Annotated in this window: 17 protein-coding genes; 14 read left to right on the top strand and 3 right to left on the bottom strand. The window is 41.8% G+C overall.

The window, feature by feature from the left end; all coding sequences use genetic code 11:
• The first annotated feature begins 3 nt into the window (after window positions 1–3).
• The 7 genes from CWC02_RS16345 (at window position 4) to pdxJ (ending at window position 6,354) form a co-directional block, all read left to right on the top strand.
• On the top strand, window positions 4–453 hold the full coding sequence (locus tag CWC02_RS16345; RefSeq protein WP_054554334.1) for a SoxR reducing system RseC family protein: 450 nt from the start codon (window positions 4–6) through the stop codon (window positions 451–453).
• A 70-nt stretch (window positions 454–523) separates the two neighbouring features.
• The gene (lepA, locus tag CWC02_RS16340; protein ID WP_054554335.1) at window positions 524–2,311 is read left to right on the top strand and encodes a translation elongation factor 4; all 1,788 of its coding nucleotides are present in this window, start codon (window positions 524–526) and stop codon (window positions 2,309–2,311) included.
• Between the two features lie 26 nt (window positions 2,312–2,337).
• Window positions 2,338–3,273: a signal peptidase I gene (gene lepB / locus CWC02_RS16335; protein WP_054554336.1), complete on the top strand. Its 936-nt coding sequence runs from the start codon at window positions 2,338–2,340 to the stop codon at window positions 3,271–3,273.
• 2 nt (window positions 3,274–3,275) lie between these two features.
• A complete protein-coding gene (gene rnc, locus CWC02_RS16330) occupies window positions 3,276–3,953 on the top strand; it encodes a ribonuclease III (RefSeq protein WP_054554337.1) in 678 nt (225 codons plus the stop codon).
• Window positions 3,943–4,875, top strand: coding sequence for a GTPase Era (gene era, locus CWC02_RS16325; protein ID WP_138619374.1), 933 nt, complete (start codon window positions 3,943–3,945; stop codon window positions 4,873–4,875). Before rnc ends, era begins: the two co-directional genes overlap by 11 nt.
• A gap of 17 nt (window positions 4,876–4,892) precedes the next feature.
• Window positions 4,893–5,579 (top strand): DNA repair protein RecO, encoded by a 687-nt coding sequence (recO, locus tag CWC02_RS16320; RefSeq protein ID WP_138600276.1) that lies wholly within the window; start codon window positions 4,893–4,895, stop codon window positions 5,577–5,579.
• A 43-nt stretch (window positions 5,580–5,622) separates the two neighbouring features.
• Window positions 5,623–6,354 carry a pyridoxine 5'-phosphate synthase gene (gene pdxJ, locus CWC02_RS16315; RefSeq protein WP_054554340.1) on the top strand — a complete coding sequence of 244 codons (732 nt, stop codon included), beginning with the start codon at window positions 5,623–5,625 and terminating at the stop codon, window positions 6,352–6,354.
• Between the two features lie 70 nt (window positions 6,355–6,424).
• On the opposite strand, the gene CWC02_RS16310 is transcribed toward pdxJ, so the two are convergent.
• Entirely contained in the window at window positions 6,425–6,751 is a 327-nt protein-coding gene (locus tag CWC02_RS16310; protein WP_054554341.1) for a hypothetical protein, read from the bottom strand.
• A gap of 28 nt (window positions 6,752–6,779) precedes the next feature.
• Window positions 6,780–9,548, bottom strand: a complete 2,769-nt coding sequence (barA, locus tag CWC02_RS16305; RefSeq protein ID WP_138619430.1) for a two-component sensor histidine kinase BarA — start codon at window positions 9,546–9,548, stop codon at window positions 6,780–6,782.
• Between the two features lie 80 nt (window positions 9,549–9,628).
• Here barA and rlmD point away from each other — a divergent pair, with 80 nt between their 5' ends.
• The 5 genes from rlmD (at window position 9,629) to eno (ending at window position 17,125) form a co-directional block, all read left to right on the top strand.
• Complete coding sequence (gene rlmD, locus CWC02_RS16300; RefSeq protein WP_138619372.1) at window positions 9,629–10,954, top strand: 23S rRNA (uracil(1939)-C(5))-methyltransferase RlmD; 1,326 nt, start codon at window positions 9,629–9,631, stop codon at window positions 10,952–10,954.
• A 7-nt stretch (window positions 10,955–10,961) separates the two neighbouring features.
• Window positions 10,962–13,121 (top strand): GTP diphosphokinase, encoded by a 2,160-nt coding sequence (gene relA / locus CWC02_RS16295; protein ID WP_054554344.1) that lies wholly within the window; start codon window positions 10,962–10,964, stop codon window positions 13,119–13,121.
• Complete coding sequence (gene mazG / locus CWC02_RS16290) at window positions 13,121–13,921, top strand: nucleoside triphosphate pyrophosphohydrolase (protein ID WP_138619370.1); 801 nt, start codon at window positions 13,121–13,123, stop codon at window positions 13,919–13,921. Before relA ends, mazG begins: the two co-directional genes overlap by 1 nt.
• A 157-nt stretch (window positions 13,922–14,078) precedes the next feature.
• Window positions 14,079–15,713 carry a CTP synthase gene (gene pyrG / locus CWC02_RS16285; RefSeq protein ID WP_054562242.1) on the top strand — a complete coding sequence of 545 codons (1,635 nt, stop codon included), beginning with the start codon at window positions 14,079–14,081 and terminating at the stop codon, window positions 15,711–15,713.
• 113 nt (window positions 15,714–15,826) lie between these two features.
• On the top strand, window positions 15,827–17,125 hold the full coding sequence (gene eno, locus CWC02_RS16280) for a phosphopyruvate hydratase (protein ID WP_138619368.1): 1,299 nt from the start codon (window positions 15,827–15,829) through the stop codon (window positions 17,123–17,125).
• A gap of 50 nt (window positions 17,126–17,175) precedes the next feature.
• Here eno and mutH read toward each other — a convergent pair whose 3' ends face one another.
• Entirely contained in the window at window positions 17,176–17,847 is a 672-nt protein-coding gene (gene mutH, locus CWC02_RS16275) for a DNA mismatch repair endonuclease MutH (protein ID WP_063707194.1), read from the bottom strand.
• Window positions 17,848–18,387: 540 nt separating this feature from the next.
• On the opposite strand from mutH, the gene rppH reads away from it, so the two are divergent.
• Window positions 18,388–18,906, top strand: coding sequence for an RNA pyrophosphohydrolase (gene rppH, locus CWC02_RS16270; protein ID WP_054554350.1), 519 nt, complete (start codon window positions 18,388–18,390; stop codon window positions 18,904–18,906).
• Window positions 18,907–18,939: 33 nt separating this feature from the next.
• Window positions 18,940–21,216, top strand: coding sequence for a phosphoenolpyruvate--protein phosphotransferase (gene ptsP / locus CWC02_RS16265; protein WP_138619366.1), 2,277 nt, complete (start codon window positions 18,940–18,942; stop codon window positions 21,214–21,216).
• The last annotated feature ends 170 nt before the right edge of the window (window positions 21,217–21,386 follow it).

Genomic DNA, 21,386 nt, shown 5'->3' with positions numbered 1-21,386 from the left:
ATCATGATTGAACAAACACTCACTGTCGTGTCAGTTAAAGGCACGACAGCGAATTTAGAAGCAGAACAAAAGCAAGCCTGTGCCGGCTGTAATGGTCGTTGTGGTTCGCAAGTTTTTGCAAAGCTGTTTGGAACAGCTAAAAAAACCTTTCCTTATACCTTCGAAAAAGAGCTCCAAGTAGGGCAAAAAGTAACTTTAGCACTCGATGATAGCCACTTAGTTAAACACGCTATGGCTGTTTACATGCTACCCCTTTTGTTTAGTTTAGGGTTTGCTTTAATCGCATTTTCGGCTTTTTCGCTTGCCGAAGGCTGGCAAATTTTAGCCGCCGTGATTGGTGGTTTGACGGGCTATGCGATAGCAAAATCAAGGGTTAAGAGCCTGAAGCATGATATTAAAGTAATAAAAATTCACCCAATTACTATTCCTTTCACTCAAATAGATGGTGATTAAAGCCAATTAAATGTAAAATTGTCGCTTTATACACTTAGTCCATTTTATATAGAAGTTTAGAATCCAGTTTATGAAGCATATCCGTAATTTTTCGATCATCGCCCATATTGACCATGGTAAATCGACTCTCTCTGACCGTCTTATCCAAGTTTGTGGTGGTTTAACAGACCGTGAAATGCAGCAGCAGGTGTTAGACTCAATGGACATAGAGCGTGAGCGTGGTATTACCATCAAAGCGCAAAGTGTAACGCTAAATTATAAAGCTAAAGACGGCGAAACATACCAGTTAAACTTTATCGACACGCCAGGACACGTTGACTTCACATACGAAGTATCACGTTCACTTGCAGCCTGTGAAGGTGCACTTTTAGTTGTTGATGCGGGTCAAGGTGTAGAAGCTCAAACTTTAGCTAACTGCTACACAGCAATCGAAATGGACTTAGAAGTTATTCCAGTTCTAAATAAAATCGACTTACCACAAGCCGATCCACTTCGTGTAGCAGAAGAAATTGAAGACATCATTGGTATCGATGCCCTAGATGCAGTGCAATGTAGTGCTAAAACGGGTATTGGTATTGAAGAAGTACTCGAAATTATTGTTAAAGATATTCCGCCGCCAGAAGGTGACAAAGACAAGCCACTACAAGCGCTTATTATTGATTCATGGTTTGACCCATACCAAGGCGTTGTATCATTAGTACGTATTAAGCACGGTGAATTGCGCTCGGGCGATAAAATTAAGATCATGTCGAATGATCAAGTTCATATCGCAGATAAAGTGGGTATTTTCACACCAAAACAAACCAACACGGGTATCCTAAAAACCGGTGAGGTAGGCTTTGTTATTGCGGGTATTAAAGAAATCCATGGTGCACCTGTAGGTGATACCATCACTTTACAACGTAACTCTGCGCCAGAGCGTTTACCGGGCTTCCAACGCATTAAACCGCAGGTTTATGCAGGTATGTTCCCAATTTCATCAGATGACTATGAGTCATTCCGTGATGCGCTTGATAAATTAAGCTTGAACGATGCGTCGTTATTCTTCGAGCCAGAAAACTCAACAGCACTAGGCTTTGGTTTCCGTTGTGGCTTCTTAGGTATGCTACACATGGAAATCATTCAAGAGCGTCTTGAGCGTGAATACGACATTGATCTTATTACCACTGCGCCAACAGTAATCTACGAAGTAGAGACTAAAGACGGAACTAAACAGATAGATAACCCGTCTGACTTACCGCCAGTGAATAATATTCTTGAAATCCGTGAGCCAATTGTTGAAGCTAACATATTAGTTCCGCAAGAGTTTTTAGGTAACGTAATTACGCTTTGTGTTGAAAAGCGTGGTATGCAAACTAAAATGAGCTACCATGGTAAGCAAGTTGCGGTGACGTACGAATTACCGATGGCTGAAGTAGTCATGGACTTTTTTGATAAGTTAAAATCAACAAGCCGTGGTTTTGCATCGCTTGATTATAACTTCAAGCATTTCCAAGCTTCAGACATGGTACGTGTTGACGTATTAATTAATGGTGAGCGTGTTGATGCGTTAGCGATTATTGTTCACCGTGATATTGCACAATCACGTGGTCGTCAGTTAGCTGAAGCACTGAAAGACTTAATTCCACGTCAGCAGTTTGATATTGCGATTCAAGCAGCGATTGGTCAGCATGTTATTGCCCGAACAACCGTTAAGCAATTACGTAAAAACGTAATCGCAAAATGTTACGGTGGTGACGTGAGCCGTAAGAAGAAACTGCTACAAAAACAAAAAGAAGGTAAAAAGCGAATGAAGCAACTAGGTAACGTTGAAGTACCTCAAGATGCATTCTTAGCTATCCTTAAAGTTGGTAAATAATTAGAAGTAAATAAAGGAATTAATGCATGGCGGGTTACTTTTCTATTTTCTTAGTGTTGTTAACGCTAGGCTCAGGATTAATTTGGTTAATTGACCACTTTATGTATGCGCCAAAGCGTCAGCAACGCATTGCCCTTGCTCAAAATGCAGCAGGTGGTGAACTAGACGAAGAAACCGCCGCATTAATTGCGCCTGAGCCAAGTATCACTGAAACGGCTAAGTCAATTTTTCCGATGATTGCAGCGATCACGATTTTTCGCTCTTTCATTTTTGAACCGTTTCAAATTCCATCTGGCTCAATGATGCCAACCCTATTAGTGGGTGACTTCATTTTGGTACAGAAGTACTCATATGGCATCAAAGACCCAATTTGGCGCAGCCAGTTAGTTGATGTTGATGAACCTGAACGTGGTGATATTGTGGTATTTAAATACCCATTAGACGAGCGTGTAGATTACATTAAACGTACGATTGGTTTACCGGGCGATAAAATTGTTTATCGCAATAAGCACCTTTATATTCAGCCAAAATGTGCCGAAGGTGAAACGCAGCAAGGTGATTTGCTGTGTAATGAATACAACAAAATTGATATGGAAATCCTCAATAGTGACGAGTTCAAGCAGGGTTCGATGAATTTAGTGCGCTTAGAAGAAAACCTAAGCACATTGAATCATAACATTTTAATTAACCCGCAAGCTCCTGAAATGAAAGGCCGTTATTATCAACAACCAGGTACACGCTCTGATGAGTGGGTTGTTCCTGCCGATCATTATTTCATGATGGGTGATAACCGTGATAATAGCCAAGACAGTCGCTTTTGGGGCTTTGTACCTAAAGAAAACTTGGTAGGTAAAGCCGTCTTTATATGGATGAGTTTTGAATTTGAGAATGGCCCAGATGACTTTTTACCAGGCTGGGTTCCAACTGGTGTTCGTTTTGAACGCCTAGGTAATATTCAGTAACGATGAAAAAAAACGTAACAGAGTTATACAACAAAATAGGTTATACATTTACTGATCAAGCTTTGCTTGAGCAGGCAATGACGCACCGCAGTCATAAAGGTCAACATAACGAGCGCTTAGAGTTTTTGGGCGATTCGATTTTGAGCTTTGTGATTGCGAATGCGCTTTACACTAAATTTCCAAAAGCACGCGAAGGTGATTTAAGCCGCATGCGTTCGACCCTAGTTCGTGGTCAAACGTTGGCTGAATTTGGCCTAGAGTTTGGCTTAGGCGATTACTTACGCTTAGGTCCAGGTGAGCTTAAAAGCGGTGGTTTTCGCCGTGAATCAACCCTTGCTGATGCCGTTGAGGCGATTATTGGTGCGGTGTTCTTAGACTCAAACATTGAACAATGTGGTGAGTTAATTTTAAGCTGGTACGAGTCGCGTCTTGATGCAATTTCGCCGGGCTTAAATCAAAAAGATCCGAAAACATTACTTCAAGAATACTTACAAGCGCGCAAATTATCGTTACCTGGCTACACTGTAATTGATACAAAAGGCCAAGCGCACAATCAAACATTCACGGTTGAATGTATTGTTGAAGGGATGGATAGCATTATCTCAGTAGGTAGCTCACGTCGTAAAGCTGAGCAAAAAGCCGCTGAAAAAGCCTTAAAGATACTTAAAAATGAATCTTGATGATTTAATTAGCAAAGAACCTGCAGAGCTAGACACGTACTGCGGTATGGTTGCCATTGTTGGCCGCCCAAATGTAGGTAAATCAACCTTACTTAACTATATTGTTGAGCAAAAGGTGTCTATTACCTCGCGTAAGCCACAAACCACACGTCACCGTATCATGGGTATTCATACCGAAGGTAAATACCAAGCTGTTTATGTGGATACACCAGGCTTACACGTCGAAGAAAAACGCGCTATTAACCGTTTAATGAACCGTGCTGCATCAAGCTCAATTGGCGATGTCGAACTGATCATCTTTGTGGTTGAAGGCACACACTGGAACGAAGACGATGAGATGGTACTAAATAAAGTACGCCAAAGTGGTCGCCCAGTGTTATTAGTTATGAATAAAATTGACCAAGTTAAAGACCGTGATTTAGTGCTTCCGCACATGCAGTTTTTAGGTGGTAAATTTGATTTTGTGGCTATTATGCCGGTCTCTGCGAAGCAGGGTAAAAATATTGATTTAATCAAAGATGAAGTGAAAAAGCGTTTACCGCTTTGTGAGTTTTACTTCCCTGAAGACTACGTAACAGACCGTTCAATGCGCTTTATGGCAGCTGAAGTGATCCGTGAAAAGCTGATGCGCTTTATGGGTGATGAGTTACCATATTCAGTCACTGTAGAGATTGAACAGTTTAAATGGCAAGAAAACGGTGTTTGGCAAATTAATGGTTTGATCCTCGTTGAGCGTGAAACGCAAAAGCGTATGGTGATCGGCAATAAAGGCGAAAAGCTGAAAGTTATTGGCCGTGAAGCTCGTAAAGACCTTGAAGATATGCTTGATAACAAAGTGTTTTTAGAACTTTGGGTAAAAGTGAAGTCTGGCTGGGCCGACGATGAGCGTGCGCTACGTAGCCTTGGCTATGGTGAAGACTAAGTAAAGTCTTACACGCCATGGATAGCGAATTCTACACAGCATACTTGCTGCACCGACGTCCATTTAGCGACTCGCAAGTCATGCTCGATATGCTGGTAGAAGGCGTTGGTCAGCTGAGAATGCTGGCCCGTGTTAGTGGTCGCCAGGCCACTAAACATAAAGCACAATTACAACCTTTCCAATCTCTGCTCGTACAATATAACGGCAAGTCTGATTTAAAATACATTAATCGTTTTGAACCCCATGGCCGGCAAACTATGTTGCAGGGTACCGAGCTTTATTGCGGCTTCTATATGAACGAATTAACCAATCGTATCGTACCTATCAATGAGCCGATGGAAAGTGTTTATCATCTTTATAAACAGCATCTAGGTGAATTATCAACCACTAAAAACCTGCAAGCGGTGCTTCGCTCTTATGAGTTTCAGTTACTTGAAATGCTTGGTTATGGCGTTGATTTTAGTGTTGATGCCGAAGGTGATGAAATTATCGATGCAGCAAATTACCAGTACTTTGCTGAATACGGTTTTTTACTGCATGACGACCCCCATAGTGGTTTTTCAGGAAAGCAATTAAATGCCATAGCAGCTCATGACTTTAGCGCCCCTGATGTGTTATATATGGCAAAGCAATTAAGTCGATACTTACTCAAGCCTTTACTTGGTAAAAAGCCATTAAAAAGCCGTGAGTTATTTATTAAGTAGGCTGATGTTCAGCCTTGAATCGTTGTTTTAAACAGGTAAAAAAATGAAAGATATTCTTCTTGGTGTAAACGTTGATCACATTGCCACTTTACGCCAAGCGCGTGGCACGAGTTACCCAGATCCTGCGCATGCTGCAGCTGTTGCAGAGCATGCTGGTGCAGATGGTATCACCATTCATTTGCGTGAAGACCGTCGTCATATTCAAGACCGCGACGTATATGTGATGGCAAAAACGATTCAAACACGTATGAATCTTGAAATTGCAGTGACCGATGAAATGATCGACATCGCCCTTGAAGTGAAACCTGCTTATGTTTGTTTAGTGCCTGAAAAGCGTGAAGAGCTCACCACAGAGGGTGGTCTTGATGTTGTGGGTAATTTTGAAAAAGTAAAAGCAGCAACAGAAAAGCTAACAGCAGCGGGAATTAAGGTCTCGTTATTCATAGATGCCGACAACGCACAACTTGACGCTGCAAAAGCGTGTAATGCTCCATACGTTGAAATTCACACCGGTGCTTATGCTGATGCTGAAAATGACGAAGAGCTTCACACTGAGCTTGAGCGTATTCGTAGCGGTGTACAATATGCCGATAGCCTAGGTTTAATCGTTAATGCCGGTCATGGTCTTCATTACCACAATGTAAAACCCATTGCGGCAATGCCAGAAATTTATGAGTTAAACATTGGTCATGCGATTATTGCCCGTGCAGCGATTGATGGATTAGAAAAAGCAGTCAGCGATATGAAACGTTTAATGATTGAAGCAAGACTTTAAGCTGACGCCTTTAATAAGAGCCAGCAAATTTGAATACTGAGCGCGGTGGATGTGATATCCACCGCGTTTTTTATTTACTCAGATAAACAATAAATTGTGCAAGCAATGAAGATAGCCAAGGGGAAAGGCAGAGTAGGACCACTAAATATTGATGCTTTTTCTTAAAGCTTTTCAAAACATCATCATCTATTGCCGACAATTCACCTTTCTTAATTGAATGAATAACCATTGAGTCAGGTTTTGCTTTCATTAAGCGGGCTTTACTCTCGTATGCTTGCCACTGTTCAGTGTAATTAGTTTTTACGTATTCGTTTGCCATCACACACAGCTTTTTAGAACTGAGTATGAACCAAAAGAACGATAATGATGTAAAAACCAAAAATAAAATAAAAAACATTAATCTTCCTTGATATCCTTCATAACTTTTAACGTTGCTGCTCAAGCATTCCAGCATCGCTCAACAAATTATTTAGCTCATCAACAAGCTCAAACAATTCAGGCTCAATGTAATTTAAATCGCAATCACCTTTTAGTGCTGTCTCGAGTGTTTCGGCGAGGGATTTAAGTTTTGGCACACCAGTGTAACAACATGCGCCATGGAACTTGTGCACAATGCTAAGCACATGTTCACAATCTTCTTTTTCTATAGCTTCATTGAGCAGACGCAAGGTTTCCGGCACGCTGAGTAATAACATATTGAGCATTTCTAGTGCTAGCTCTTCTTTACCGCCAGCACGTTGTAGTGCTAACTGCCAATCTAAGCGGGCACTATCAAATGGAGGCTCTGAATTAATTGCTGCAACTTTGTTGCGTTCGCGGTTAATCGGTGATTGTGGACTATGATCGCTAATTATCTGCTTTAGCATATCTTCATCAATAGGTTTGGTTAAATAGCCTTTAAAACCGTCCTTAAGTAGCTGTTCTTTTTCACCCGCTAGGGCGTGAGCGGTTACAGCAATGATAGGGGTATCTTCATTAAGAGATGACTCGCGGATAAGTTTACATGCGGTAATACCATCCATAATTGGCATTTGGATGTCCATGAAGATTAAGTCATATTTGTGGCTTTTACTTAAGCTGTAAGCTTGAGAACCGTTGTGTGCAGTATCTATCAGTTCTATTTGTTCATCAAGCAAGGTGCAAATAAGTTTAAGGTTGGCATCGTTATCGTCTACAACCAGTACTTTTAGCGGTAATAGTTTTTCATCGCCTTGTTCAATGTTATGTACAGGGTGATCAAGGCGATAAGGTGCAGCAAGCACTTCGCATAATTTACGGTGGTTAAGTGGTTTGCTTAAGCACGCATCTGCTCCGCTGCCAATAAAGGCTTCGCGCATATTATGCGAAACTGTATTGAGCATAAGGTAAAGATAGTCAGTGACAGGGCGAACGGCTTTTACATAACTCTTGAGCTGTTGCATATCATCAATTGCAGCTGTATGACCGATAATACAAATATCGTAACTGAAGTCTTTGTTAATCTCAGCTAAGAAACTTTCTTCATCTAAGCAGGCAGTTACTCGTGCTTGCCACTCATTGAGCAATGACAGAGTCGCTTGGTGTGTATGCTCGTGAGGTTCAAGGTAAAGAATACGTTTATTAATTAGTGACTGAGTCGGTAAGTCACTGGTAATTGAGTTGCTTGGCGTTCTGAATACGGCATTGAATGTAAAGCAGGTACCATTACCAGGTGCTGAGTTTAGGGTGATGCGGCCATTCATCGCTTCAACAATATGCTTAGTGATGATTAGCCCAAGACCTGTGCCACCAAATTTACGGGTGATACTAGAGTCTGCTTGGCCAAATGGGGTAAATAACGCATCTTGTTTATCCATTGGGATGCCTACACCGGTGTCGGTGACAGACACTAAAATAGAGGCGCGTTCTTCATCTAATAAGCGATAGCCAACATCAACTTTGATTGAGCCTTTTTCAGTAAACTTAATGGCATTACTTAACAGGTTGATTAAAATTTGTTTAAAGCGGGTCGGGTCGCCAGTTAAGTTGTCGGGTACTTGTGGATGGATAAATATCGATAGTTCAAGTTGTTTTTCGTGAGCACTTGGTGCCAACAAAGTCATAACTTCATTAATATTGTCACGGAGCTGGAATTGCATTGACTCAAGTTCCATGGCTCCGGCTTCTAATTTCGAAAAGTCTAAAATATCGCTGATAATGGTAAGTAAACTATTTGCCGACAGTTCAATGGTATCAAGATAATCTTTTTGATGTTTATTCAGCGGAGTCTTATAAAGCTGGCGTGTAAAACCAATTACACCATTCAAAGGTGTGCGTAATTCGTGACTCATTTTAGCTAAAAAGTCTGATTTTACTCGGTTCGCGTCTTGCGCGTCTTTTTTAGCAATACTTAACTGAATATTTTGGGTTTCGTATTGTTCGAGTGTTTCGCGGTAATCAGAGGTTGCTTGGTCAATGTGCTTTTGCATCTCATCACGTTGCACGACCATGGTTTCTGCAATGGTATTTAAACCTGTGCGTAATAACTCAAACTCACCAAACATTTTTTGATCAAGTCCAGTGTCTACTTTACCTTCAATAAGCTTGTCGGTAGCTAGTACTAACTTATTAAGAGGCTGAATAAACATGCGAGTTAGTCTAAACGCTAATACGATAGCAAGTATGAGCGCGAGTAATATCACTACGCCACTGACCAATAATGCTCGTTGCTGGCCAATAATGGCTTGTTGTTTGTTAAGCATGATCACCACAGTACCAAGTGATGCTTGATAGCTGTGATGATTCCAAATCGTGTCTTGGCGGCTATGATTAATTATGGCAGTGGAGAATGTTAAATAGTGCTCAGAATTTTGTACTTGGATGCCATCCATGTTGTTTGCGTTGCTGCTAACAATTTCTTTGAACTCACTTTGGTATTTACTAAAAATCACTAACTCATTGTTTTCATCAAAAATAGCAATTGATTGGATAGCAGGGGAGTGTTTGTTGTGCGTATGACTAACTAAGCGAGTTAATAAGGCTTTATCACGCTTTAATAGCGGTTGCTCAACAGCAATGGCGAGAGGCTCAATAATAGTCACGCCCTGTTGATACAAAATTTCATCGAGCTCAATGTAACGATTTATTGTAAAATAACCGCCCAGCAACAAGCCTATGATCACAGTCGGTATAAGTGTAAGGGTTAAGACTGAGTCACGTAAGCCAAATTTAGTCATAAAGAATGTTGTTATCATTATTATCGTTGTTTAAGAGTATATACTTACTCCCGCTTTATCAATAATTAAGGTGTTGCCCAATGGCACAGATTTTCAAAGCCAAAAAGAAATCCGTTTCGCAAAAAATGCTAACCCTGAATGTCACTGCTATGGATCACCAAGGGCGGGGCGTTGCTAAGCAGGGAAATAAAGTCTGTTTTGTTAATGGTGCTTTGCCGGGTGAAGAAGTAAAAGCATTATTGATTGAAGATAAGGCACGCTTTGCCAGTGCTGATTGTAAAAAAGTGCTATCAGCCTCAGCGCATAGGGTTACTCCTTTTTGCCAGCATTATCAGGTTTGTGGTGGTTGTCAGCTACAGCACCTTGATGCAGAGCAGCAATTGGTTGAGAAGCAAGCGGCGGTAAGTCAGCTGTTTAGCAAGTTTGCCAAAGCTGATAACTTAAATTGGCAAGCACCTCTGCTTAGTGAAGAGCGCCATTATCGTCGCTCTGCGCGCATTGCCGTAATGCACGACAAAGCCGCAAAGAAAATGCGAGTAGGGTATCGGGCTCAAGGTTCTAAACAATTAGTGAGCATAGAAAACTGTGATGTGCTGAGCGGCACTTTTAAAGACGTTTTTTCAGTTTTTGATGTTCTTATCAACAGCCATTCAGGTCTGAGTAGCATTAGTCACTTACAATTATGTGAAGCTGATAACGCGGCCTTTGTGGTTATTAGGCATACCAAAGCCATTAACGCAGAGTTAAAAGCTATTGTAGTCGCAGCGTGTGATGAATATAGCTGGCGTGTTGTGTGGCAGTCACACAGTGGCGAAATTGATCACAGTGACCATCCAATGCCGTACTACCATATACCGGCTTATGATTTACGCTTTGAGTTTGGCCTTGAAAACTTTATTCAAGTTAACCCGCAAGTAAACCAAGCTATGCTGCATCAAGCAAAACAGTGGCTTGATTTACAAGGTCATGAGCAGGTATTGGATTTGTTTTGTGGCATTGGTAACTTTTCATTATTGATTGCAAAGTATGCTAAATATGTTATTGGTGTTGAAGGGGTCGATTCTGCGGTTGCATTAGCAAAACAAAATGCGCAAACTAACTCATTGTCGAATACCGATTTTTATTGTTTTGATTTAACAAAATCACTGCAATCAGCTGCTTGGTTTAGTGCCGAACTTGACGTGTTAGTACTTGACCCATCACGTACTGGTGCAATGGCTATTTTAGAGCAGTTACCACTTACTCAGTTTAAAACGATTTTATACGTCTCTTGTGATCCTGTTACTTTAGCCCGTGACAGTGCAATTATTTTACAAGCAGGCTTTAGCATTGAAAAAATTGGGCTTATGAATATGTTCCCGCATACCGGGCATATTGAAACGATGGCGTTATTTCACAGGAGGTAAAGCGCACATGGTAGCCACTAGACAGTCACATCAGCTAACTAAGCCGAGTGATTTTGCCAGCCGTATCGAGCTGTTAGCGCTAACAGAAGACAAACATACCTTATTAGAGCAGGCTCACCAACTGTGCCTGCATTGCGATGATGCAAAACGTGAAAACACAGCCATTGAAATGGTGGAGATTTTAGCTGAGCTAAATTTAGACGCAGATTCCCTTGCTACTGCTTTTTTAACGCCTTATTTTTTAGCTGAAAAAATCTCGATAGAGACAGTCACTGAAAAGCTGGGTAACCACGTTGCATTATTACTAACTGGCGTAAGCCAAATGGCGACCATCAGTACCTTAGCCCACCAAGGGAAAGGCACTGTACAAATTGATAATATCCGCCGCATGTTATTAGCCATGGTTGAAGATGTGCGGGCTGTAGTGATTAAACTGGCAGAGCAAGTGTGCCACTTGCGTGATGTTAAAGACGCCAGTGAAGAAGAGCGCGTTATTGCCGCTAAAGAAACTCGCGACATTTTTGCCCCCCTTGCTAACCGTTTAGGGATTGGCCAGCTTAAGTGGGAACTTGAAGACCTGTCGTTCCGTTATCTGCATCCAGATACCTATAAAAATATCGCTAAACAGCTAGATGATAAGCGCCTTGCCCGTGAAGCTTACATGGAGAACATGGTTGCTTTAGTTAAAGCACGCTTGGCTGAGGCGGGTATTGAAGGTGAGGTGTATGGTCGCCCTAAGCATATCTACAGCATCTACAAAAAAATGGCACAGAAGAACTATGAGTTCGACCAGCTTTTTGACATTCGCGCTATGCGCATAGTGGTAGAGCGTCTGCAAGATTGTTACGCGGCGTTAGGTATCGTTCATACTAACTGGCGCCATTTAAATAAAGAATTTGATGATTACATCGCAACACCTAAACAAAACGGTTATCAGTCAATCCATACCGTGGTATTTGGCCCTGAAGGTAAAACCGTTGAAATTCAAATTCGTACGAGCGAAATGCATCAAGATGCTGAGTTAGGTGTTGCTGCGCATTGGATGTACAAAGAAGGTGCATTGCCAGGGCGAGGGTCGGGCTACGAGCAAAAAATTAGTTGGTTACGTAAGTTACTGCAATGGCAAGAAGAAGTTGTTGATGGTAGTGATCTTGCGGAAGAGCTTAAAAACCAAGTAGTAGAAGACCGCGTTTATGTGTTTACGCCTAAGGGTGATATTTTCGATTTACCGCTGGGTGCAACACCACTTGATTTTGCTTATTACATTCACTCAAACGTAGGGCATCGCTGTATTGGTGCAAAAGTGTTCGGCAAAATCGTACCCTTTACTCATCAATTAAGTACCGGTGATCAGGTTGAAATTTTAACTCAAAAGCAGCCTAATCCAAGCCGTGATTGGTTAAACCCATCGCTTGGTTATATTAAGTCATCACGAGCTCGTTCTAAAATCCATCATTGGTTTAAGCAGCTTGATCGCGATAAAAACTTAAGTGCCGGTAAAGAGATTCTTGAAACTGAGCTGCAAAAGCTGGATTTATCGACCAAAGATCTAGCGCCAGCAATTGAGCGTTTTAACCTTAAAGGCCTTGACGACCTTATGGTTGCGGTAGGTGCTGGGGATGTTCGCTTAAACCAGTTATTAAACTTTATTAGTGACCGTGAGCATGACGAACCACAAATTAAGTTTAAAAAACCAAAAAGTGTCACTGGCGATAAGAACGGTATTGTTGTTGATGGGGTAGGTAGCTTAATGAGCCATGTTGCTAAATGCTGCCGACCCGTGCCGGGTGATGAAATCATCGGCTACATTACGCAAGGCCGAGGGATTGCAGTTCACCGAGAGGATTGTGATTCGTTTGAGAAACTTCGCCAGAAGCATCCTGAGCGGGTGATATCAGTAAGTTGGTCAGACGACATTAATGGCTCATACTCATTAACGATTAAAGTTGAAGCCACTGACCGCTCAGGTCTTATTCGAGATATCAGCTCAGTGCTTGCAAACGAAAAAGTGAATGTGCTGAACATGAACGTCAACACAATTGAAGATAAGCAACTTGCGCTGTTTTCAATGCAGGTTGAAGTACATGACTTATCAAGCACCAACCGCTTATTGTCTAAGTTACACCAAATCGAAGGTGTACATGATGCAAAGCGTGGTCATTCGTAATGGGTGATAAACAGGCAATTGAGCAATCGCTTGCAATTATGGCCAAACTACGGGACCCAGAATCTGGGTGCCCGTGGGATTTAAAACAAGACTTTAAATCGATTGTACCGCATACCCTTGAAGAAGCTTACGAAGTAGCAGACTGCATTGAAAAAGGTGAACTCACTGAGCTTAAAAGTGAGCTTGGCGATTTACTTTTTCAAGTCATCTTTTATGCTCAACTTGCTAAAGAGCAGGGCTTATTTGATTTTGCCGATGTGGCTAATACGCTTAATGATAAATTAGTTCGTCGTCATCCCCATGTCTTTGCAAAGCAAAGTGAGCTGTCGGACGCTGAGCTTTCAGCGCAGTGGCAAGCTATTAAAGCACAAGAGCGAGCAGAAAAAACCGCCTCTCCACAAATGAGTTTATGGCAAGATATTCCTGATGCGATGCCGGGCTTATCAAAAGCGAAGAAGATTCAACAGCGTGTAGCAAGCCTAGGGTTTGATTGGCCAAGTTATCATGGGGCACTCGATAAAGTTGCTGAAGAAGTAGACGAAGTTAAAGAAGCACTGGCTCATGATCCTAACTCTGATCATAGTGCAGAGGAGCTGGGTGATTTACTTTTTGCAACGGTAAATGTAGCCCGTCATATTAAACGTGACCCTGAGCAATTATTACGAAGTGCCAATGCTAAGTTCGCGTCACGCTTTGAAAAAGTGGCTGCTTACTTAGGTGAACGTGGTCAAAGTTTAGAGACGGCTAGCCTCGAAGAAATGGACAACGCATGGGAAGCCATTAAAAAGCAGGCAAACTAAGTAAGTTATGATACGGCTTGGGTACAGTGTAACCAAGCTCGTTTTTTGTGCACTTATTTGCTAATTTTATCTGGATTGATAGCAGCCCCTTTGCTATAATATCGCCCCGTCTTGATTCTATATTATTCCTTTTAATTCCTGATATTCTAGGGTTCGCATGAGTACAAAATTTATCTTCGTAACTGGCGGGGTTGTTTCTTCGTTGGGTAAGGGTATTGCAGCAGCGTCATTAGCCGCTATTTTAGAAGCACGTGGTCTTAACGTGACTATTTTAAAGCTGGATCCTTACATTAACGTTGACCCAGGCACTATGAGCCCAATTCAGCACGGTGAAGTATTTGTAACTGAAGACGGTGCAGAGACTGACCTTGACTTAGGTCACTATGAGCGTTTCATCCGTACCAAGATGACTAGCCGCAACAACTTCACACAAGGTCGTGTTTATGAAGATGTATTACGACGTGAGCGTCGTGGTGAGTACCTTGGTGCAACAATTCAGGTTATTCCACACATCACAAACGACATTAAGCAACGTGTATACGACGGTGCTGAAGGTCGCGATGTAGCAATCGTTGAAATTGGCGGTACAGTTGGTGACATCGAGTCACAACCATTCTTAGAAGCAATTCGTCAGCTTGGCACTGAAATTGGCCGTGAGCGCGCATTGTTTATCCACCTAACGCTAGTGCCATTCTTAGGCCCTGCAGGTGAAGTTAAAACTAAGCCAACACAACATTCAGTAAAAGAATTACGTTCGATTGGTATCCAACCTGATATCTTGATCTGTCGTTCTGATCGTAAATTACCAAATAACGAGCGTGCGAAGATTGCACTTTTCACTAACGTTGAAGAGAAAGCTGTTATTTCATTACCAGACGTAGAAAGCATCTATAAGATCCCTGCGTTACTTAAGTCACAAGAATTAGATAACTTCGTATGTCGTCGTTTCTATCTTGAGTGCCCAGAAGCAGATTTATCTGAGTGGGAGCAAGTGTTATATCAAGAGTCTAACCCAACAGGTGAAGTGACAATTGGTATGGTTGGTAAGTACATCGAGCTACCAGATGCATATAAATCAGTAAACGAAGCATTAAAGCATGCAGGTCTGAAAAACCGTTTAACTGTGAACATCGAATACGTTGATTCACAAGACTTAGAAAGCAAAGGTACTGAATTACTCTCTCACCTTGATGCTATCTTAGTTCCAGGTGGCTTCGGCGGCCGTGGTGTTGAAGGTAAGATCTTAGCGGCTAAATATGCACGTGAAAACAAAGTTCCTTACTTAGGCATTTGTTTAGGTATGCAAGTAGCGCTTATTGAATATGCGCGTAACGTTGCAGGCCTTGAAGATGCAAACTCAACAGAGTTTAATGCTAAATCAGCACACCCAGTTGTTGGTTTGATCACAGAATGGCAAGATGCTGACGGTAACGTTGAAATCCGTGATGAGCAATCTGACCTAGGTGGTACTATGCGTTTAGGTGCACAGAAGTGTCACTTAACACCGGGTTCTAAAGTAAGTGAAGTATACGGTAGTGACGAGATTGTAGAGCGTCACCGTCACCGTTACGAAGTGAATAACCACTTTGTAGAGCAGCTTGAAAAAGCAGGCTTAAGTTTCACTGGTTTATCTGAAGATAAGAAACTAGTCGAAATTATCGAGAATAAAGATCACCCTTGGTTTATTGCCGCGCAATTCCACCCGGAATTCACGTCAACACCACGTGATGGTCACCCGCTATTTGAAGGGTTTGTTGCAGCTGCACATACTCACCAAAAAGCGTCATCGTAATTTAAATAGGCCGTGCTTTATGCACGGCTTATTTGTTTTAATAAGCCAATGGCATTAAGGATAATTAATAAAATTGGCACTAACTCACCATTTTCGGGAAAAGAGGAATCAAGATGTCAGAAATCGTAAAAGTGATTGGTCGCGAAATCATGGACTCGCGTGGTAACCCAACTGTTGAAGCTGATGTACATTTAGCTGATGGTTCATGGGGCCGTGCTGCAGCACCATCTGGTGCATCAACAGGTACTCGCGAAGCGCTTGAATTACGTGATGGTGATAAAACACGTTACCTAGGTAAAGGTGTTTTAAAAGCAGTAGGCTATATCAATAACGAAATCGCTGAAGCTCTTAAAGGCCAAAACGCAGTTGACCAAAAAGCGGTTGACCAAGTAATGCTTGACTTAGATGGTACTGAAAACAAAGAAAAACTAGGTGCTAACGCTATCTTAGCTGTGTCTTTAGCAACAGCTAAAGCGGCTGCAAACTCAAAAGGCGTTGAGCTTTATGAGCACATTGCAGACCTAAACGGCACGCCAGGTGTTTACTCAATGCCATTACCTATGATGAACATCATCAATGGTGGTGAGCACGCTGATAACTCTGTTGATATTCAAGAGTTCATGATCCAGCCAGTTGGCGCTACAAACTTCCGTGAAGCGTTGCGCATGGGCGCTGAAGTTTTCCACAGCCTAGCAAAAGTACTTAAAGCTGAAGGTCACTCTACATCAGTAGGTGATGAAGGTGGTTTTGCTCCTAACCTTGAATCAAACGAAGCGGCACTTGCTGCAATCAAGGTCGCTGTTGCAAATGCAGGTTATGAGCTTGGTAAAGATATCACTCTAGCTCTAGACTGTGCGGCATCTGAGTTCTACGACAAAGAAGCAAATATCTACGACCTTAAAGGCGAAGGTAAAAAATTCACTTCTGAAGAATTCAACCACTTCCTTAAAGGCCTTACAGAGCAATACCCAATTGTTTCAATTGAAGACGGCTTAGATGAGTCTGATTGGGATGGTTTCGCACACCAAACACAACTAATTGGCGACAAAGTACAATTAGTAGGTGATGATCTTTTCGTAACTAACACAAAGATCTTAAAGCGTGGTATTGATAACGGTATTGCTAACTCAATCCTAATCAAGTTCAACCAAATCGGTTCATTAACTGAAACGCTTGCTGCTATCAAAATGGCTAAAGACGCTGGCTTCACAGCTGTTATCTCACACCGTTCAGGTGAAACTGAAGATGCGACAATTGCTGATTTAGCAGTAGGTACTGCAGCGGGTCAAATCAAAACGGGTTCATTAAGCCGTTCTGACCGTATTGCTAAGTACAACCAATTACTTCGCATTGAAGAAGTATTAGGTGAGAAAGCACCTTACAATGGTCTTAAAGAGGTTAAAGGTCAGTAATCTGGCTTTTAGCTCATCAAGACCTTAAAAACCTCCTTCGGGAGGTTTTTTTATAGCTGAAATTGTTGTTTTAGGATCTCGCCGGTAAAGCTGGTTTTTAGATAAAAACCGCGAGGTAAGGTTTGTACTATCTGGCCATTCGGGCCAATTGCATCAGTCAGTGCTTTGCTATTGGCTGCTTTTGGCCTTATTTGCATTACATCACCTAAATGACCCGAAATTTCATCTACGCGCCCAAGGGCGATTAGCTCCATTTGTTCTTCCCAATCACGCTGTAAAAGGGCATCTTGCTCTGCACTTGGCTGCCATAAAAAGCCACTGCCTATGGTACGGTGAAAAGGCAGTATCTCACGTTCGCCTAAAATCGGTAGCCATAAAACATGATTCAACTTTTTACGAACCGTGCTTTGCTGCCAAGTCATTCCTGTCACATTTAATAGTGGTGTGACCGAAACAAAGGTTGTTTCGAGAGGTTTGCCTTTAAATGAAATAGGTAAGGTTTTTAGCTCAATACCTAACTCTTCAAAATCAGGTGTTGGTTTTGAACCTGCCGTTGCGCCAAGTACATATTCAATAAGTTGCCCGGTCCAGCCTTTTTCACGTAGTAAATCGTCAGGGGTTTTAAATTGATATTGCTCAGCTAATTGCCCTAAGGTGAGGCCGGCTATAGCATCAACACGTTGCATTAATTCGTTTACTGAGGCTGGTTTTATAGGTCGCATAAGGCGTTTATTTGATTGTCTATTTATCCGGTTCATGATAGCAAATGCGCGCCTTAGTGGATATCTTTGTGTTTGGGTGTTTTTTGCGCACGTTAAGTGTGGGCTAAAAATAATCAGTTTTATTTTGAGGTGTCATACCCTAACTAATTGATATTTATCTATTTTACTGTTTTTGTACGGTGTTTCCATTTCATTAATTAATCAGTTGTTTGTATAAATACAGATATATAAACATGTTTATCCACAGTTTCTGTGGAGAAAGTGGATATTTAAACTGTGGATTGTGGATTTGTTTGCAATTTAGGCATGATTTACAAAAGTTATGCACAAGCTGTGGGTAAGGTGATGAAAATACGGTTGTAAATGGTTATTTTAATCAAACGGCACATTTTTATGATAATTACTTCGTAACACCTTGATTAAACATGTTTGTTAAAAAATAATTTTTCAATCTAATTTAGGCTTAGGTGTAAAGTGTTTGCTGTATCGCAGGTTATGTGGAACAATCAATAAAAATCGACTTACAAATGAGGCACTAAGGTGATTGATGCCGAAGGTTTTCGTGCCAATGTCGGAATTGTAATTTGCAATAATCAGGGACAAGTATTTTGGGCTCGTCGCTATGGTCAGCACTCTTGGCAATTTCCCCAAGGTGGTGTGGATGACGGCGAAACAGCAGAGCAAACCATGTACAGAGAATTACACGAAGAAGTGGGCTTGCTTCCTGAAGACGTTGAGATCGTCGCAAGTTCTAAACATTGGTTACGCTATAAATTACCCAAGCGTTTAATTCGCAGAGACTCAAGTCCTGTGTGCATTGGGCAAAAACAAAAATGGTTTTTACTGAAACTTCGTTGTAAAGATGAAGATGTAAATTTACTTAAAACTCATCACCCCGAGTTTGATGATTGGCGATGGGTGAGTTATTGGTATCCGGTTAGGCAAGTTGTTTCGTTTAAGCGCGATGTATATCGTCGAGTAATGAAAGAGTTTGCTCCGTTTGCAATGCCGTTTAATAAACGAGAGCAACACAAAGATCATTGGCGACATAAACGATAAGGGCAACCTTATTTAAATCAAAGGAGCAGCATCATGTTAGCCACGCTCAGATCAATTGCTGAGGCAGTGTCGCAACAGGCGGACTTAAACAGTGCGCTGGGGTGTTTTGTGCAAATGGTAAAAGATGCCATGCAAACACAGTGCTGCTCGATTTATTTTGCCGATTATAGCCAAGATAACTTTGTATTGATGGCCACCCAAGGCCTCAACCCAGATGCCGTGGGTAAGTTTCGTATAGGCTTTACCGAAGGTCTCGTTGGCCTTGTTGCTCAGCGTGAAGAGCCCATTAATATAGCTTTTGCTAAATCTCACCCTCGTTTTAAACTCTCACCTGAAGTTAATGAAGAAGGCTACAACGCGTTTTTATCAGTGCCAGTCGTGCATCAGAAAAAGGTTTTAGGCGTTATTGTTGTTCAACAAAAACTAGCCCGTGTTTTTAGCCCTGACGAAGAGTCATTCTTAATTACGCTCTCGGCCCAGTTAGCTTCTCAGTTAGCGCATGCAGAAATAAAAGAAATATTACGGGTCGATGAGTTTTCACACCAAACCTCAGTATTAAAAGGGGTATCAAGTGCGCCGGGTATTGCCATAGGTGAAGCCTTTGTAGTGATCCCTAAACTTGACTTTAGCTCTATAGAACTGCAAAAAGACGACGATGTGAGCACCCAGCGCAAACTATTTACACAAGCGGTTGCTGCAACGCGTAACGAGTTTAATACCTTATCTATGACACTGAGTGACTCTATTCCGCAAGAGGCACTTGCTGTATTTGATGTTTATCAGCAGTTACTCGATGCCAAAAGCCTTGGTCAAAATGTTGAAGCGCAATTAAAACAAGGATGGAACGCCAAAAGTGCTCTGAAAATTGTTATTGAGAAATTGGTGACTCAATTCAATGCCATGCAAGACCCTTATATTAAAGAGCGCGCTGTTGATGTTAAAGATATTGGTTTACGGGTCTTGCATCATTTAGTTAATACTGAGCATGCGGCAAAACCTTACCCTAAAGACACTATTTTAATTGCTGGTACATTAACTCCTGCGATGCTTGCTGAAGTACCTAAAGGGCACCTTGCTGGGGTTGTAAGTGTTAATGGTGCAGCAAATAGCCATGCTTCAATTTTAACTCGTGCTATGGGGATCCCAGCAATTTGGGGCATTGAAGATGTGCCGTTATTGCAGTTTGAAAGCAAGCAAATGATATTAGACGCCTATGCAGGGCGTTTATATATTTCTCCTTCACAAATGCTGCAAGAGGAATACAGCCAGCTTAAATATCAAGAAGCCTTATTGAACGACCGTTTTGTTGCAGAGCAAAACCTAGATGCCGTCACTAAAGATGGCGAACACATTAGCTTGTTACTAAACGCGGGTCTTGAATTAAATACCGAGCATGACAATAAGCCATTTTGCGATGGGGTAGGTCTTTATCGCACCGAAGCCTGGTTTATGCAAAAAGGCCAATTTCCTTCACAGTCAGAACAAGAAAACTGGTATCGCGAAGTGCTAACGAGTTACCACCCTAATCCTGTGGTGATGCGTACACTCGATATTGGTGGTGATAAAGTTTTAGATTACTTCAATATAACCGAAGAAAACCCATTTTTAGGTTGGCGTGGTATTCGTGTGACCTTAGATCACCCCGAGCTATTTTTAGATCAACTTAAGGCGATGTTAAAAGCCAACATTGGTTTGGGGAATTTAAAAATTATGCTGCCGATGATCAGTGGCTCAGAAGAAGTCGATGAATCTTTAAAGCTGCTCGAACAAGCCTATTTTGAGTTAAGTGAGCAATACCCCGAACAAGCCATTGAGCGCCCTGAAATCGGGGTGATGTTAGAAGTACCTTCGAGTGTATTTATGCTTGAAGAGTGGTCGCAAAAAGTCGATTTTTGCTCTGTAGGTAGCAACGATTTAACCCAGTATATGCTGGCAGTTGACCGCTCTAATGCCCGCGTTGCTGAGCTATTTAATCCTTATCACCCAAGTGTTCTTAGAGTGTTGTTAAAAATAGCACAGGAGTGTCAGCAACATGAGCTGCCATTTAGCTTGTGTGGCGAGTTAGGCGGCGATCCAGAAGGCGCATTACTGCTTATTGCGATGGGGTATCGAAGCTTGAGTATGAACTTTGCTTCGATCAGTAAAATTAAGTTTGTGCTTAGGCGATTAAATGTCAGCGATATGGAAAAGTTACTTGCTGAGTGTTTATTACAACCCACTGCAAAACATGTACTTAGGTTAACGCGTAACTTTATGATTGAACATCAACTCGGTGAGCTATTTTACACCCCAAGCCAAGGTCAATCATGAGGGAAAATTGTGCTGTGAAGCTCCTATACCCAAGCCACCTCAAGATGTAGAATTCAGCGTTTCACTGGTGCTTAATATCAAGGCGTTACTTTGCAACAATGGCAGTCCCTTTTAAGAAGTAACAATGATGAGAGTAAGTGCCTGTGAAACGCCCAAAGGGTTGGTTTAAA

It is taken from the genome of Pseudoalteromonas sp. S2721 (genome assembly GCF_005887425.1).
Lineage (GTDB): Bacteria > Pseudomonadota > Gammaproteobacteria > Enterobacterales > Alteromonadaceae > Pseudoalteromonas > Pseudoalteromonas simplex.
This window is presented reverse-complemented; position numbering and strand designations above follow the sequence as displayed.

What these genes read in the sequence shown, in the direction of transcription:
- lepA (WP_054554335.1), top strand. Translation starts at nt 524, where the DNA reads ATGAAGCATATCCGTAATTTTTCGATCATCGCCCATATTGACCATGGT.
- relA (WP_054554344.1), top strand. Translation starts at nt 10,962, where the DNA reads ATGGTAGCCACTAGACAGTCACATCAGCTAACTAAGCCGAGTGATTTT.
- barA (WP_138619430.1), bottom strand. Translation starts at nt 9,548, where the DNA reads ATGACTAAATTTGGCTTACGTGACTCAGTCTTAACCCTTACACTTATA.
- eno (WP_138619368.1), top strand. Translation starts at nt 15,827, where the DNA reads ATGTCAGAAATCGTAAAAGTGATTGGTCGCGAAATCATGGACTCGCGT.
- era (WP_138619374.1), top strand. Translation starts at nt 3,943, where the DNA reads ATGAATCTTGATGATTTAATTAGCAAAGAACCTGCAGAGCTAGACACG.
- rnc (WP_054554337.1), top strand. Translation starts at nt 3,276, where the DNA reads ATGAAAAAAAACGTAACAGAGTTATACAACAAAATAGGTTATACATTT.
- mazG (WP_138619370.1), top strand. Translation starts at nt 13,121, where the DNA reads ATGGGTGATAAACAGGCAATTGAGCAATCGCTTGCAATTATGGCCAAA.
- recO (WP_138600276.1), top strand. Translation starts at nt 4,893, where the DNA reads ATGGATAGCGAATTCTACACAGCATACTTGCTGCACCGACGTCCATTT.
- CWC02_RS16310 (WP_054554341.1), bottom strand. Translation starts at nt 6,751, where the DNA reads ATGTTTTTTATTTTATTTTTGGTTTTTACATCATTATCGTTCTTTTGG.
- CWC02_RS16345 (WP_054554334.1), top strand. Translation starts at nt 4, where the DNA reads ATGATTGAACAAACACTCACTGTCGTGTCAGTTAAAGGCACGACAGCG.
- pyrG (WP_054562242.1), top strand. Translation starts at nt 14,079, where the DNA reads ATGAGTACAAAATTTATCTTCGTAACTGGCGGGGTTGTTTCTTCGTTG.
- ptsP (WP_138619366.1), top strand. Translation starts at nt 18,940, where the DNA reads ATGTTAGCCACGCTCAGATCAATTGCTGAGGCAGTGTCGCAACAGGCG.
- lepB (WP_054554336.1), top strand. Translation starts at nt 2,338, where the DNA reads ATGGCGGGTTACTTTTCTATTTTCTTAGTGTTGTTAACGCTAGGCTCA.
- mutH (WP_063707194.1), bottom strand. Translation starts at nt 17,847, where the DNA reads ATGCGACCTATAAAACCAGCCTCAGTAAACGAATTAATGCAACGTGTT.
- rlmD (WP_138619372.1), top strand. Translation starts at nt 9,629, where the DNA reads ATGGCACAGATTTTCAAAGCCAAAAAGAAATCCGTTTCGCAAAAAATG.
- pdxJ (WP_054554340.1), top strand. Translation starts at nt 5,623, where the DNA reads ATGAAAGATATTCTTCTTGGTGTAAACGTTGATCACATTGCCACTTTA.